The organism is Sphingobium sp. FG11, from assembly GCF_057809915.1.
Map to the genome: position 1 here is coordinate 23478 of NZ_JBMDKW010000020.1, position 14785 is coordinate 38262.

Here is a 14785-nt window from a genome sequence, read left to right on the forward strand (position 1 = left end):
TCGCTAACGATGGCGGCGAAATTCAGCGGATCGGCGAATCCGGGCTGAGCCGCATGTCGAGATAATTGTCGACCGACTTCATCAGCTGATCCAGTTCATGTTCGAAAAAGTGGTTTGCGCCACGGATTTCGTCATGATGGATGGTGATCCCCTTTTGCGTGCGCAGCTTGTCGACCAGTTTCTGCACGGCGCTGGCGGTGACGACCTCGTCACCCGTCCCCTGCACGATGATGCCCGATGAAGGGCAGGGCGCGAGGAAAGAAAAGTCATACATGTTGGCGGGCGGGGCAACCGAGATGAAGCCGCGGATTTCCGGCCGCCGCATCAACAGCTGCATCCCGATCCACGCGCCGAACGAGAAACCGGCGATCCAGGTGGTCTGCGCTTCGGGGTGGAAGCTCTGGACCCAATCGAGCGCGGACGCGGCATCGGACAGTTCGCCAATGCCGTTGTCGAACGTGCCCTGGCTGCGGCCGACGCCGCGGAAGTTAAACCGCAGCACGGCAAAACCGCGCTTGACGAAGGTCTTGTACAGCGCTTGCGTGATGCGGTCGTTCATCGTGCCGCCGCCCTGCGGATGCGGATGCAGGATCATCGCGACCGGCGCGCGCGGGCGCGGCGGGGGGCTGAAGCGGCCTTCGAGACGGCCTTCGGGTCCGGGGAAAATGACGTCGGGCATGGCACCTGTGATCTTTTCTTGGCCGCTCGCCCATTGACGGACCGGCGGCGAATGAATGCGGGAGCGCGGTCCAGGGCAAAAGCTGGCGCCGCGCGGCAGATCGCCTATATAGAAGGCAACGCCGTTTCCGCAACGAATGAGTGACGCCGCCCTTGGCCGCAGCCGACCGCCTCTATCTCGACCACGCCGCGACCACGCCGATCCTTCCGGCAGCGCAAGCCGCCATGGCGGAAGCGATGGCGATATGGGCCAATCCGTCCAGCCCGCATGCCGACGGACGGGCCGCTCGCGCGATGCTGGAATCCGCCCGGCGGCGGATCGCCACGGCGCTCGGCTGGGACGGGCATGTGATCTTCACCTCGGGCGCCAGCGAGGCGATCGCGATCGCGCTGGGGCGCAGCAAGGCGGGGCGCATCGTCACATCGCCGGTGGAGCATGACGCGGTTCTGCGCGTGACCTCCGGTGCGGAGCAGCTGGCGGTGGACGGTGATGGCTGTGTGATCGCGGCGGATGAAGGCGCGGCGCTCCTCGCCATCCAGCATGTCAATAACGAGACCGGGGTGATCCAGCCGCTCGACCGGATCGATAGGGGCGACGCGCTGCTCTTTGCCGATTGCGCCCAGAGCGCGGGCAAGCTGCCGCTGCCCGATGCGGATCTGATCGCGATCAGCGCGCATAAATTCGGCGGACCGCCGGGGATCGGCGCGCTGCTGGTGCGCGATCTCGCGTCGTTGACGCCGGTGGGCGGGCAGGAACAGGGCTATCGCGCGGGGACGGAAAATCTGCCCGCAATCATGGCGATGGCGGCGGCGCTGGATGAAGGGCATGGATGGCTGGCAAAGGCGGCGCAACTCCGCGTGCGGCTCGACGCCGGGATCGAGGCAGCGGGCGGGGCCATCGTCGCGCGCGATGCGCCGCGCATCCCGACCATCGCCAGTTATCGCATGCCGGGCCTGTCGGCGCGGGCGCAGCTTATCCGCTTCGATCTGGCGGGGATCGCGGTGTCGGCTGGCAGCGCCTGTTCATCGGGATCACTCAGGACCAGCCATGTGCTGGGCGCGATGGGATGGGACGAGGCGGCGGCGAGCGAAGTCATCCGGGTCAGCTTCGGCCGGGCAACGAGCGAGGATGATATCGACCGCTTCCTGCATGTCTGGACCGCCATGGCCGCGCCATCGGCGATCAAAGAAACGGCGCGATGATCTATCTCGACTATCAGGCGACGACGCCGCTTGCGCCCGAAGTGTTCGATATCATGGTCCCGCTGCTGCGCGACCAGTTCGCCAATCCGCACAGCGCGCATCGGGCAGGGCGCGCGGTCGCCGCTCAGGTCGAGGTCGCCCGCGACGAGATTGCGCGGTTGCTGCCGGGAGGCGGGCGACTATTGTTCACATCCGGCGCGACCGAGGCGCTGAACATCGCGATCCAGGGCGCACCGCCGGGACCGATCGTCACCATTGCCACCGAACATGCCGCCGTGCTGGACACCGCGCAGGCGCTTGGCCGCACGGGACGCCCCGTTATCGTACTGCCGGTGGATGCCGACGGCCTTGTCGATATGGAAGCCGCCGCGCGCGCGATCGTTCCCGGCGTCGCTCTGGTCGCGGCGATGCTGGTCAATAATGAGATCGGTACGATCCAGCCGGTCGCGGCGCTGGCCGATCTGGCGCATCGGGCAGGCGCATTGTTTCTGTGCGATGCGGTCCAGGGCTATGGCCGCGTGGCCATCCCCGCCCAATGCGACATGGTCGCGATCAGCGCGCACAAGATCCACGGTCCCAAGGGCGTTGGTGCCCTGTGGCTGCGCGACGGGGCGGGGATCGCCCCGCTGATCCACGGCGGCGGGCAGGAAGGCGGCTTGCGCTCCGGCACGCTTTCGCCAGCGCTCTGCGCCGGGTTCGGCATGGCGGCACGGCTGATGCGCGAGCGGGCGGAGCCAGATCGCGCGCATGTCGAGTCGCTATCGGCGGTGGCGCGCCGCTGTTTCGCCAACTGGACGCTTAACGGCAGCGCGGATTCGCGCTATCATGGCAACCTTAACATGCGTCACGAGGGAATCGATGGCGCGCGGCTGTTGTCTGATTGCCGAAATGTCGCTTTTTCGCTTGGTAGCGCTTGCGCGAGTGGCTCCGGCAGGCCTAGCCATGTGTTGCGCGCGCTCGGCTTGTCGGATGGGCAGGCGCGCGGATCGGTGCGGATCGGCTTTGGCCGCTATACGACATCGGCCGAACTGGAGGATGCAGCAGGGATTATCAACGATGCGGCCGCCGCGCAGATGGCGTCGTATCGGACCAATGGCAAGGAGGCGTCGCAGCCATGACCCGTATTACCTTCATCAGTGCCGATGGCGAACGGCGGCAGGAAGTGCAGGCATCCGCCGGCGCCGTCCTGCTGGAGATCGCGCAGGCCGCGGGTCAGCCGCTGGAAGGGACATGCGAGGGGCAGATGGCCTGTTCAACCTGCCATGTGATCGTCGATGCCGCCGATTTCCCGAAACTGGGCCAGGCGAGCGAAGCCGAAGAGGATATGCTGGACCTTGCCGCCGCCGCGACGCGCACCAGCCGCCTGTCCTGCCAGATTGTGCTGAACGACAAGGTGGGCAGCCTGACCGTCCGTGTGCCGGGCGAATGTCATAATATGCAGGGCATGTGATGCGGCGTTGGATGCGGTGGACCGGCGCCGCCTGTGTGTCGATGGCGCTGGTGGTGGCCGGCCCGGCGATCGGCGCGGGCAAGAAGGATAGAAAAGCGAAGACGGAAGAGGCCGTGCCGCGCGTGTCGTCCCTGCCGCCGCCGCCGCGTTACATCGTCCCGCAATCGGTGATGGCGTCGGTGCGCAATCCCAAGGCTATCGAGGAAGAAACCGGCGGCCGGCTGGGCATCGCGCTGGTCGATGACAAGGGCGCGCTGATCCTGGGGTTCAACCGCGACGATCGCTTTGCCATGTGTTCGACCTTCAAGGCGCCGCTTGCCGCCGCCGTGTTGATCGGCGCGCAGGCGGGCAAGTTCGGGCTGGAGGGGCAGATCCCCTTCGGCAAGGACGATATCATCGACAATTCGCCGGTCGTGAAGAAAAATCGCAAGGCCGGTCGCCTGCCCATGGAGCAACTGGCGCAGGCGGCGGTGGAGGTGAGCGACAATGCCGCCGCCAATTTGTTGTTGCCGATGCTGGGCGGTCCAGAGGGGCTGACCGCTTTCTTCCGCGCGCATGGCGACGCCGTGTCGCGGCTCGACCGAACCGAACCCAAGCTCAACGAGAATGATCCGGACGATCCGCGCGATTCGACCAGTCCGGCGGCGATGGCGGGGCTGATGCAGCGCCTGCTGCTGCGGGACATGGCGAGCGGCGATGCCGACCGGCTGCGCGGCTGGCTCAACGCAAGCACCACCGGCGATCACCGGATCAGGGCGGGTCTGCCCGAAGGATGGACCTCGGGCAGCAAGACGGGGACATGCGGAACCGCCTATAATGACGTGGCGCTGGTCAAATCGCCGGCGGGCGAGGAATATCTGCTCGCCATCTATCTCGATCGTCCGACGGTCGACGGCAAGAAGGCCGAAGCCGCGATCGCCGAAGCCGCCGCCGCCGCGCTCGGCTTTCTCAGCAAGGCGCAGCGTAGCGGGCTGAACTGAAAAGGTCGCGTCCGCGCGCCCTCTTGCCATGGGAAGCCCAATTCGCCATATGCCGCGCCGGGAGTCGGGCGGACGTGGTCGTCGCCAACCTGGTCAGGTCCTGACGGAAGCAGCCACAACGATTTTGCCGCGGGTCGTTCCGGCTCCCACCTTCCGCGCAGCATGAACCCGCCGCATCCGCTCAGGCTTCGACAGCCCCGCTCACAGCCGCTAGACTGATCGCCATGTCCGATTCCCCACAGCCCTATCGCGTGCTCGCGCGCAAATACCGGCCGCGCAATTTCCGCGAACTGATCGGGCAGGACGCCATGGTCCAGACGCTGGGCAACGCGATCCGGCGTGGGCGGCTGGCGCATGCGTTTCTGATGACCGGGGTGCGCGGCGTCGGCAAAACTTCGACGGCGAGGCTGATCGCCAAGGCGCTCAATTGCATCGGGCCGGACGGACAGGGCGGCCCGACGATCGATCCGTGCGGCCAGTGCGAGCCATGCCAGGCCATTGCCGAAGGGCGGCACATCGACGTCATCGAAATGGACGCCGCCAGCCATACCGGCGTGGACGATGTGCGCGAGATCATCGAGGCGGTGCGCTACGCCGCCGTTTCGGCGCGCTACAAGGTCTATATTATCGACGAAGTGCACATGCTGTCGAAGAATGCGTTCAACGCGCTGCTCAAGACGCTGGAGGAGCCGCCAGCGCATGTGAAATTCCTGTTCGCGACGACCGAAGTGAACAAGGTGCCGGTGACGGTGCTGTCGCGCTGCCAGCGCTTCGACCTGCGCCGCATCCCGGCGGAACTGCTCGCCGCCCACTTCGCCCATGTCGTCGAGGCGGAGGGTGTCGGCGCGGAGGCGGATGCGCTGGCGTTGATCGCGCAGGCCGCCGAGGGATCTGCGCGCGACGGCCTGTCGATCCTCGATCAGGCGATCGCCCATGCGGAAATGGGGGAAGGGGCGCCGGTCGTCGCCGCTGTCCAGGTGCGCGAAATGCTGGGCCTGTCCGATCGCGGATCGGTACGGCGATTGCTGGGTCTGTTGCTGGAGGGCGATAGCGGGGCGCTGCTGGGCGCGGTACGCGATCAATATGCGCTCGGCGTCGAGCCGCTGGCGCTGATGCGCGGGTTGCTCGAACTGGTGCATGCGGTGACGCTGGTCAAGGCGGGGCGCGACATCGCCAGTCCGGGCCAGTCGGCCGAAGAGCGCGAGGCGCTGGCGGAGTGGGCGTCGCAACTTGGCTTCGCACCGCTGCATCGACTCTGGCAATTGCTGCTCAAGGGCCATGACGAAGTGGCGGGGGCGGTACTGCCGATCGAGGCATGCGAAATGGCGCTGCTGCGCGTGATCCATGCCGCCACCATGCCCGATCCGGGCGAACTTGCGCGGTTGTTGCGCGAAGGTGCACCGATTTCCTCCTCCGCCCAGCCTGCCGACAAGGATGGGGCTGCGGCGCTGCCGGACAGCCCGCAGGCCGTGATCGATCTGCTATGGGATCGCAGCAAAGGGCGGATGGCGGACTTCCTGCATGATTGCGTCGGCATCGTCCGCTTCGCGCCCACCTCGATCGAACTGAACCTGCAAGGCGCATGGCCCGAAGGCGATTTCTGCCGCGCGCTGGCCGAAACGCTGCGCAAGGAGACGGAAACGACTTGGGATATCCGGTCGAACGAAACATGGGCGCCGTCGATGCGCCATCTAGAGCAGCAGGGACTGGCGGACCGGCGGGCGGCGATCGAGGATTTGCCCGTCGTGAAGGCGGCGCTCAATGCGTTTCCCGGCGCGATGCTCGACGACCAACTCGAACAATGGAGCGCAGTGCAATGAAGAATCTGGACGAGATATTGGGCATGGCCAGCCGTGTTCAGGAGGAACTGACGCGCGCGCAGGAAAGTCTCGACAAGATCGAGGTCGAAGGCGCGGCGGGCGGCGGTCTGGTCAAGGTCCGCGCATCGGCCAAGGGGCGGATCCTCGGTGTTTCAATCGACGAAACGCTGCTCGCGCCGTCGGAAAAGCAGATATTGGAGGATCTGGTGACAGCCGCCTTCAACGACGCGCGCAAGAAGGCCGATGAAGTCAGCAACGCGGAGATGGGCAAGATGACCGCCGGACTCCCGCTTCCCCCCGGTTTCAAACTGCCGTTCTGAGAGATCGTTTGAGGGCCGGTGCGGCCTCCCGAAATGCGCTCTTGCGCGCATTTCCAAACCGACCCTGAACGGATAATCGGCCGTTCATCCTTCTGCGCCTATGCAGGTGAGCGATTGATTGACGCGACGGTCATCCCCATAATGGCGGTGAACCGCATGCAGGGCCGCATCTGGCCCCGGAGAGTGAATGACTACGCAATACCCGCTTCTGCCCCTGCGCGACATCGTCGTCTTTCCGCAGATGATCGTTCCCTTGTTCGTCGGTCGCGACAAAAGCGTCGCAGCGCTCGAATCCGCGATGGAGGGTAACAAGGAAATCTTCCTCGTTTCCCAGCTCGATCCGGCCGAGGATGATCCGGGCCGGGACGCGCTGTACGAAACGGGCGTCGTGGCGGTCGTGCTACAGTTGCTCAAACTGCCAGATGGGACAGTGCGCGTGCTGGTGGAGGGCAAACACCGGGCGCAGCTCCAGTCGCTAGACGCCAGCGGCGCTCACCTCGTCGCGGAGGTCAGCGATGTTGAGGATATCGCGGCGGAAGGACCCGAAGCAGCGGCGCTGATGCGGTCCGTGGCCGAGCAGTTCGAAAATTACGCCAAGCTCAACAAGAAACTGCCCGCGGAAACGCCGGTGCAGTTGCGCGAGATCGATGATGCCGGACGACTGGCGGATGCGGTCGCCGCGAACGTCAACGTCAAGGTTTCCGACAAGCAATCGCTGCTGGTCGAGGCCGATCCGGTCAAGCGGCTGGAGATGGTTTTCGCCTTCATGGAGGGCGAGCTTGGCGTGTTGCAGGTCGAAAAGAAAATCCGTGGCCGCGTGAAGCGCCAGATGGAAAAGACCCAGCGCGAATATTATCTGAACGAGCAGTTGAAGGCGATCCAGCGCGAGCTGGGCAATGGCGAAGGCGAAGAGGGCGACGAGCTTGCCGAACTCGCCGAAAAGATCGCCAAGACAAAGCTCAGCAAGGAAGCGCGCGCCAAGGCCACCGGCGAGCTTAAGAAGCTCAAGGGCATGCAGCCGATGTCGGCCGAAGCCACCGTCGTACGCAACTATCTCGACGTGCTGCTGGGTCTGCCTTGGGGCAAGAAGGGGAAGGTCAAGAATGACCTCAAAAAAGCGCAGGATATTCTCGATGAGGATCATTTCGCGCTGGAAAAGGTCAAGGACCGCATCCTCGAATATCTCGCCGTACAGGCGCGCACCAACAAGCTGAAGGGGCCGATCTTGTGCCTCGTCGGCCCGCCGGGCGTTGGCAAGACGTCGCTTGGCCGTTCGATCGCGAAGGCGACGGGCCGCGAATTCGTGCGCCAGTCGCTGGGCGGCGTGCGTGACGAAGCGGAAATCCGCGGCCACAGGCGTACCTATATCGGTTCGCTGCCGGGTAAGATCGTGACGAACCTTAAAAAAGCCGGGACGATGAACCCGCTGTTCCTGCTCGACGAGATCGACAAGCTGGGTCAGGATTTCCGGGGCGATCCGGCGTCGGCGCTGCTCGAAGTGCTCGATCCGGAACAGAACAGCAAGTTCCAGGATCATTATCTTGAGATCGATGTCGACCTGTCCGACATCATGTTCGTGACGACCGCCAACTCGCTGAACCTGCCCCAGCCTTTGCTCGACCGCATGGAGATCATCCGGCTTGAGGGCTATACCGAGGATGAGAAGGTCGAGATCGCGCAGCGCCATCTGCTCGCCAAGCAGGTCGACGCCCATGGCCTGAAGGACGGTGAGTTCGAAGTTACCGAAGAGGCCGTGCGCGACCTTATCCGCTATTATACCCGCGAGGCTGGCGTCCGCACGCTGGAGCGCGAGATTGCGCGTCTCGCTCGCAAGGCGCTGCGCAAGATCCTCGAAGGCGTCTATGCCAAGGTCGTCATCACGCCCGACAATCTCGCCGACTATGCCGGTGTACGTAAATTCCGCCATGGCGTGGGCGAGGAAGAGCATCAGATCGGCGCGGTCACTGGCCTCGCCTGGACCGAGGTCGGTGGCGAATTGCTGACGATCGAGGCGGTGACGGTGCCCGGCAAGGGCGCCATCCGCACGACCGGCAAGCTGGGCGATGTCATGACCGAATCGATCCAGGCGGCCTTTTCCTACGTCAAGGCGCGCTCGCCGGGCTATGGCATCAAACCGAGCATCTTCAATCGCAAGGATATCCACATCCATCTGCCGGAAGGTGCGGTGCCCAAGGATGGTCCGTCGGCGGGCATCGGCATGGTGACGTCGATCGTTTCGACCCTGACGGGCATCCCCGTGCACAAGGATGTGGCGATGACCGGGGAGGTCACTCTTCGCGGTCGCGTCCTGCCGATCGGCGGTCTCAAGGAGAAGCTGCTGGCGGCGCTGCGCGGTGGCATCAAGACGGTGCTGATCCCGGCGGAGAATGAGAAGGACCTGGCGGAAATTCCCGCGAATATCCGCGAAGGCCTTGAGATCATTCCGGTCGCCCATGTCGATGAAGTGCTGGCCCGTGCATTGGTGTCAGCACCCGAAGCGATCGCGTGGACCGAGGAGGATGATCTTGCCGCCCAGCCCAACCCCGCGCCGGGACGCGACGGTGATGCTGCACTGCGGCATTAAATTGCGCCTTTTCAGCGGGTAACGGAGGTGTATTGAAATCTCCGTTACCGACGTAAGTTCATCGCTTTCCCTTTGACAGCGAATGAAAGCTGGGCCTTATTGCGGCGCCTACGCCATGATTCCTAATCATCAAACAGCAATAAAGGGGGTTCTTTAGGCATGAACAAACAAGATCTGATCGGTGCTGTCGCTGAAACCAGCGGGCTGAGCAAAAGCGACGCCAGCAAGGCCGTCGAGGGTGTGTTCGACGCGATTAGCGGTGCACTGAAGAAGGGCGACGAAGTGCGGCTGGTCGGCTTTGGCACTTTCTCCGTGTCGCAGCGGAAGGCGTCGACGGGCCGCAATCCCCGCACCGGCGAGACGATGACCATCAAGGCGTCCTCGCAGCCCAAGTTCAAAGCGGGCAAGGGCCTGAAGGATTCGGTCAATTAAAGCAGGGGCGCGTCTCCCTGAGGCGCGCTTACGGCCGTTGAGGCGGCCGGCAAGACGGACTGGAAAAGCGTTTTAGGAGAGGGGCGCGAAAGAGGGATCACCCCATCGCGCCATATGCCGAAAAGAGAAGGGGGCGGGATCATGAGGTCCTGCCCCTTTTCCGTTTCAAGCGTCGTCCGACGGGCATTTGGCCGCTTGACGGGCAGGGGCGCGGCGCATATGTGCCGCTTCTCTTCTGGGCCGTACGGCCCTGTGGCGATCGTAGCTCAGTTGGTTAGAGCGCCGGTTTGTGGTACCGGAGGTCGGGGGTTCAAGACCCCTCGATCGCCCCATTTTTGAAGAGATGCTCCGATAGCCGTCTGTAATGTCAGGCGTTATCGCGATTGGGGCTTCGCAGCGTGGCCATTGCCATTTATAGGCGCTGTCATGCACGATGCGCGCGAAACGGGGCTGGCCCTCGACCCGAAATATGACGCCAATGGGCTGATTACCGCAGTTGTCACGAATGTGACGTCGGGCGAGGTGCTGATGGTCGCGCATATGAATGCGCAGGCGCTGGCCCTGACGGTGGAGACCGGCTTTGCCCATTTCTGGTCGCGCAGCCGGCGGGCGCTGTGGAAAAAGGGCGAATCGTCGGGCCATATGCTGGCGGTGCACGATCTGCGCATCGATTGCGATCAGGACGCGGTGTGGGTGCAGGCGGTGCCGGCTGGCCCGACTTGCCATACGGGCGCGCGATCCTGCTTCTATCGCCGGGTCGGGCCGGAGGGGCTGAGCAGGGTTGATCCGGCGGACTAGCCTTGTCGCATTGCTGCTGCTGGCGGGATGCCAGCGGAGCGCCGCGCCCGCCACTGGCGCGGCGGATGCGGCTGCGCCTTCGGGATCGGGACTGGAGCGGGCCGCGATCGCGGCGGGCGTGGTCGCCGATGTGTCGCGCATGTCGCCTGTGGGGCTATATCAGCAACGGCATGAGGCCGGGCGCGATCTGCTCTGCATCGTTCCCGCGAAGAATGGCGAATTTCGCTTCGGGGCAGAGGCGATATTCGGCGCCCAGGAACGATGCCGGGGCCATGGCACCGCCCGGCGTGCGGGCGACAAGCTGATCCTGAGTTTCGCCCGCAGCGACAAATGCATCGTCGTCGCCCAATATGATGGCGACCAGATTGCGCTGCCGGGCGTGGTCGACATGAAATGCGACGATCTGTGCGACGGGCGCGGGTCACTGGAGGGCGTAACCTTCCCCCGGATCGCGAACGATGCGGGGGCGGCGCTCAAGGCGCGCGACGGCAAGGGCGAGGCGCTTTGCGACGCGCAGTGAGCGCCGGTTAGGCCTCAGCGACGGTCAGAGCGTCTTGGCGTGGCTGGTGTCGAGCATCTTGCCATCGGTGATGACGACGATGTCGCCCACCTTGGTTGCGCCGAACAGTTTCTTCGCGAACGCCGTCGGCACGCCGATGCAGCCATGGGTGGCGTTGCCCCATTTGACGTCGCTGCCGTGAATATAGACGCCGTCGCTGGTCAGCCGCTGGGCGAAGGGCATGGGCGCATTATTATAGGTGCGCGAGAAATGATGCTCGTCCTTCTCCGTGATGGGGAAGGCGCCGAGCGGGCTGGGCTTGTCGGTCGCGCCATAGATGATGACGGCCGCGCCGATCTCATACCCCGCGCGGAAGATCGACAGGGTCTGCGCTCTCAAGTCCACGGTGATGACCACTGGCCCCGCCGGGACCCCGGCATCGTCCCACTTATAGTCGCCATGGCGGAACGGTCCGTCAATCTTGAGCACGCGCCGGACGACCAGCGTGTTGGGATCGACCGCCATCCCCTGCGCGCTGGTGCGCTCGACGGGCTTGGCGGGGGTTGGTGCGGCGCGCGGCGGTGCGGGGTCGGCTGGCGGCGGCGCGGAGGCGGGGGCGAGGCTGCGTCCCCGTTCCAGATTGGCCGTCACCAGCAAAGCGACCGCAGCCAGACCGCCTGCGACGATCAGCTTGGGACCGGCGGCCTTCATCAGAGCGGCAAAGAATCGCGGCACGTCATCCTCGCTTCGACAGGAAAGCCGCGATCATGGCGGAAAAAGGTTAAGGTCAGCCTTCGCGCACGACTTCGGCGGCGGCGATCGCGGTAAGGTTGAGAATGCCGCGCGACGTGACGCCGGGCGTCAGCACATGGATCGGCTGGGCCAGCCCCATCAGCATCGGTCCGACCGTGGGCGAACTGGACGACGCGGCCAGCGCCGTCAGTGAGATATTGGCGGCGTCCAGATTGGGCATGACAAGCAGGTTGGCCGGTCCCTCGAAGCGCGCGTCGGGCACCAGCCGTTCGCGCAACGCCTGGCTGAGCGCGGCATCGGCGTGCATTTCACCATCGACCAGCAAATCCGGCGCGGCTTTGCGTACAAGCGCGAGCGCGGTGCGCATCTTGCGCGCGCTCGGCGAATGCGATGCGCCGAAATTGGAGTGAGAGAGCAGCGCCGCGCGCGGCTGCAAGCCGAAGCGCCGTATTTCCGCCGCCGCCAGCACGGTCATTTCCGCCACCTGCTCGGGCGTCGGGTCGGGCACCATATGCGTGTCGGTGATGAACAGCGCGCCCGCATCGAGGATCAGCCCGGCGAGCGCATAGACCCGGCTCGCGCCCGGCGCGCGGTCGATGATACGCAGCACATGTTCGACCTGTCCCCAATATTCCGAATTACCGCCCACAATCGCCGCATCGACCCGGCCGGTACGCAGCAGCATCGCGGCGGTGACGGTCGGGCGGCGATAGACATGGCGGATCACCTCGGCGGCGGGCACGCCCTTGCGCGCGGCGACGGCGCGATAGTCCTGCACCAGCGATTCCATCAGCGCATGGTCGGTTTCGGGATCGACCACGATGACGTCGCGGTCGAGTTCAAAACCAAGGCCAAGGCCCGGCAGCCGCTCTTCGAGAATGCGCCGCCGCGCGACGATGGTGGGCCGCACGATCCCTTCGTCCAGCGCGTCCTGAATGGCGCGCAGCACGCGCTCATCCTCCCCCTCCGCATAGGCGATGCGCTGGCCGCTACCGCGCGCGGCCTCGAACACCGGCAGCATGAGCTGGCCCGAACGGCTGTTCTGCTGCGCCAGCGTGCGGGCATAGGCTTCCAGGTCGATGGGCCGCCGGGCGATGCCGCTGTCCATCGCCGCCTTCGCCACCGCTGGCGCGATTTCCACGATCAGGCGGGGGTCGAAGGGGGTGGGGATGATGTATTCCGGCCCGAAGCTGAGTTTGCGGCCACCATAGGCCTGCGCCACGCTGCTGTGCGCGGGCAGGCGGGCGAGCGCGGCGATCGCCTCGGCGGCGGCGACCTTCATTGCCTCGTTGATCCCGGTCGCGCCGACATCGAGCGCGCCGCGAAAGATATAGGGGAAGCACAGGACATTATTGACCTGGTTGGGAAAGTCCGACCGGCCGGTGGCGACGATCGCATCGGGCCGCGCGGCGCGGGCGACTTCCGGCAATATTTCCGGTTCCGGGTTGGCGAGCGCGAAAATCAGCGGTTTGTCCGCCAGCAGCGGCAGCCATTCCGCCTTCAGCACGCCGGGCGCGGACAGGCCCAGAAACACGTTCGCGCCGGGCAGCACTTCGGGCAGGGTGCGCGCGTTGGTGGTGCGGGCGTAGCGCGCCATATTGGGCAGCATCCCCTCGCGCCCCGCATGGATGACGCCATCCTTGTCGGTCATCGTCACATGCTCGACCGGCAGGCCCATCGACACCAGCAGATCGACGCAGGCCAGCGCCGCCGCGCCCGCGCCGGACGTCACCAGCCGCGCTTCCGCCAGCGTCTTGCCTTGCAATACCAGCGCGTTGCGCACTGCCGCCGCGACGACGATGGCGGTGCCATGCTGGTCGTCGTGAAAAACCGGGATGTTCATCCGCTTCTTGAGTTCCGCCTCGATCGCGAAACATTCCGGGGCCTTGATATCCTCCAGATTGATGCCGCCGAAGGTCGGCTCCAGCAGCGCCACGGCGTCTACGAACTTCTCCGGGTCGGTGGTGTCGACCTCGATATCGAACACGTCGATGCCGGCGAATTTCTTGAAGAGGACAGCCTTGCCTTCCATCACCGGCTTTGAGGCGAGCGCGCCGATCGCACCCAAACCCAGCACGGCGGTGCCGTTCGTGATAACCGCGACCAGATTGCCGCGCGCGGTATAGTCCAGCGCCTTGTCCGGATCGGCGGCGATCTCGACGCAGGGGGCGGCGACGCCGGGCGAATAGGCGAGCGCCAGGTCGCGCTGGTTCACCATGCGCTTGGTCGGTTCGATCCGCAGTTTCCCCGGATGAGGCAGGCGGTGATAGTCGAGGGCGGCTCTGCGGGTGTTATCGTCCATGGGAACGGCCTTATAAGCCAGACGCGCCGGGGGCAATGGCCGCGCGCTCCCAAGGGGGATGTGGCGTAAACACCTCGGTCAGATAGTCGATGAAAGCGATGGTCGCGCGCGGGGGTCGGGGCTGTTGCGGATAGACGGCGAACAGGCCGACATCGCGTGACCCCTCATAAGCGGGAAGAATCTGCCGCAACGCCCCCTGCGCCAGCGCGTCGCTGACATCCCAGAGCGATCGCAGGGCGATACCGGCGCCGCTGCGCGCCAGCTCACGGACGACTTCGCTGCTGTTGGTACGGACATGGCTCTGGCCGTCGATGACCTGCTGCCCGTCCGGGCCGCTCAGCCGCCAGGGGAATTGCCCGTCAGCAGCCAGCAGGCGATGACCGGCAAGATCGGCGATGCTGTCGGGCGTGCCGAAACGATCGAGATAGGACGGCGCGGCGCACAGGATGCGACGGTTGGTGGCGATGCGGCGCGCGGCGAGGCCGGGGCCGGGTTCGGCGGCGATGCGGATGGCGAGGTCGATACGTGCGGCAAACAGATCGGTGAAGTCGTCCGACAGGTCGATATGCAGGGCGATGCCGGGGTGGCGATCGAGAAAACCCGCGAGATAGGGGACGATGTGCATGCGCCCGAACGAGGTGGGCGCGGTGAGGCGCAACGGCTCGCTTATGTCGGGCGACGTACCGGACACGCGCCGTTCGGCCTCGTCCAGCGCCGCCAATATCTGCCGCAGATCGGCATGCAGCCGCTCGCCCACAGGGGAGAGCGAAATCCGGCGCGTCGTCCGATGAATCAGCCGCGCGCCCAGCCGCGTCTCCAGTCGCATCAGCCGCTTGGAGACCATGGCGGGCGAAATATTCAGCCGCCGTCCCGCGCTCGCCAGCCCGCCTTCCTCGACGATTGTCGCGAACAGCGCATAATCGGGGTCCATCATTATTGCACCACAGGAAAGACTATATTGCCATA

General features: G+C 65.2%; 14 protein-coding genes, 1 tRNA gene and 1 other RNA gene. 12 read left to right on the plus strand and 4 right to left on the minus strand.

Annotated elements, in window-relative coordinates:
- Positions 1-22: 22 nt before the first annotated feature.
- The gene (locus ACODSN_RS14645; RefSeq protein WP_340233281.1) at positions 23-679 is read right to left on the minus strand and encodes an alpha/beta hydrolase; all 657 of its coding nucleotides are present in this window, start codon (positions 677-679) and stop codon (positions 23-25) included.
- A gap of 152 nt (positions 680-831) precedes the next feature.
- Between ACODSN_RS14645 and ACODSN_RS14650 the strand changes: the two genes are divergently transcribed.
- From ACODSN_RS14650 to ACODSN_RS14705, 12 genes are all read left to right on the plus strand, one after another.
- The gene (locus ACODSN_RS14650; protein WP_489056229.1) at positions 832-1881 is read left to right on the plus strand and encodes a cysteine desulfurase family protein; all 1050 of its coding nucleotides are present in this window, start codon (positions 832-834) and stop codon (positions 1879-1881) included.
- Positions 1878-2999 carry a cysteine desulfurase family protein gene (locus ACODSN_RS14655; protein ID WP_489056230.1) on the plus strand — a complete coding sequence of 374 codons (1122 nt, stop codon included), beginning with the start codon at positions 1878-1880 and terminating at the stop codon, positions 2997-2999. The genes ACODSN_RS14650 and ACODSN_RS14655 overlap by 4 nt, the downstream gene beginning before the upstream one ends.
- The gene (locus tag ACODSN_RS14660; protein WP_489056231.1) at positions 2996-3331 is read left to right on the plus strand and encodes a 2Fe-2S iron-sulfur cluster-binding protein; all 336 of its coding nucleotides are present in this window, start codon (positions 2996-2998) and stop codon (positions 3329-3331) included. Before ACODSN_RS14655 ends, ACODSN_RS14660 begins: the two co-directional genes overlap by 4 nt.
- Positions 3332-3342: 11 nt before the next feature.
- Positions 3343-4311: an SGM family class A beta-lactamase gene (gene blaSGM / locus ACODSN_RS14665; protein WP_489056247.1), complete on the plus strand. Its 969-nt coding sequence runs from the start codon at positions 3343-3345 to the stop codon at positions 4309-4311.
- Positions 4312-4367: 56 nt separating this feature from the next.
- Positions 4368-4465, plus strand: an RNA gene (gene ffs, locus ACODSN_RS14670) — signal recognition particle sRNA small type.
- Positions 4466-4535: 70 nt separating this feature from the next.
- On the plus strand, positions 4536-6131 hold the full coding sequence (locus ACODSN_RS14675) for a DNA polymerase III subunit gamma/tau (protein WP_489056232.1): 1596 nt from the start codon (positions 4536-4538) through the stop codon (positions 6129-6131).
- Positions 6128-6451, plus strand: coding sequence for a YbaB/EbfC family nucleoid-associated protein (locus tag ACODSN_RS14680; protein ID WP_489056233.1), 324 nt, complete (start codon positions 6128-6130; stop codon positions 6449-6451). Before ACODSN_RS14675 ends, ACODSN_RS14680 begins: the two co-directional genes overlap by 4 nt.
- A 187-nt stretch (positions 6452-6638) precedes the next feature.
- A complete protein-coding gene (gene lon / locus ACODSN_RS14685) occupies positions 6639-9035 on the plus strand; it encodes an endopeptidase La (protein ID WP_489056234.1) in 2397 nt (798 codons plus the stop codon).
- A 159-nt stretch (positions 9036-9194) separates the two neighbouring features.
- Entirely contained in the window at positions 9195-9467 is a 273-nt protein-coding gene (locus ACODSN_RS14690; RefSeq protein ID WP_489056235.1) for an HU family DNA-binding protein, read from the plus strand.
- 255 nt (positions 9468-9722) lie between these two features.
- Positions 9723-9799: transfer RNA gene (locus ACODSN_RS14695), tRNA-His, on the plus strand.
- Between the two features lie 94 nt (positions 9800-9893).
- On the plus strand, positions 9894-10265 hold the full coding sequence (gene hisI, locus ACODSN_RS14700; protein ID WP_489056236.1) for a phosphoribosyl-AMP cyclohydrolase: 372 nt from the start codon (positions 9894-9896) through the stop codon (positions 10263-10265).
- Positions 10252-10785, plus strand: a complete 534-nt coding sequence (locus ACODSN_RS14705; RefSeq protein ID WP_489056248.1) for a hypothetical protein — start codon at positions 10252-10254, stop codon at positions 10783-10785. Before hisI ends, ACODSN_RS14705 begins: the two co-directional genes overlap by 14 nt.
- A gap of 24 nt (positions 10786-10809) precedes the next feature.
- Here the strand turns inward: ACODSN_RS14705 and ACODSN_RS14710 are convergent, their stop codons facing one another.
- The 3 genes from ACODSN_RS14710 to ACODSN_RS14720 form a co-directional block, all read right to left on the minus strand.
- Positions 10810-11475, minus strand: coding sequence for a L,D-transpeptidase family protein (locus ACODSN_RS14710; RefSeq protein WP_489056249.1), 666 nt, complete (start codon positions 11473-11475; stop codon positions 10810-10812).
- A 76-nt stretch (positions 11476-11551) separates the two neighbouring features.
- Positions 11552-13819: an NADP-dependent malic enzyme gene (locus tag ACODSN_RS14715; RefSeq protein WP_489056237.1), complete on the minus strand. Its 2268-nt coding sequence runs from the start codon at positions 13817-13819 to the stop codon at positions 11552-11554.
- A gap of 10 nt (positions 13820-13829) precedes the next feature.
- Positions 13830-14753 (minus strand): LysR family transcriptional regulator, encoded by a 924-nt coding sequence (locus ACODSN_RS14720; RefSeq protein ID WP_489056238.1) that lies wholly within the window; start codon positions 14751-14753, stop codon positions 13830-13832.
- Positions 14754-14785 lie beyond the last annotated feature (32 nt).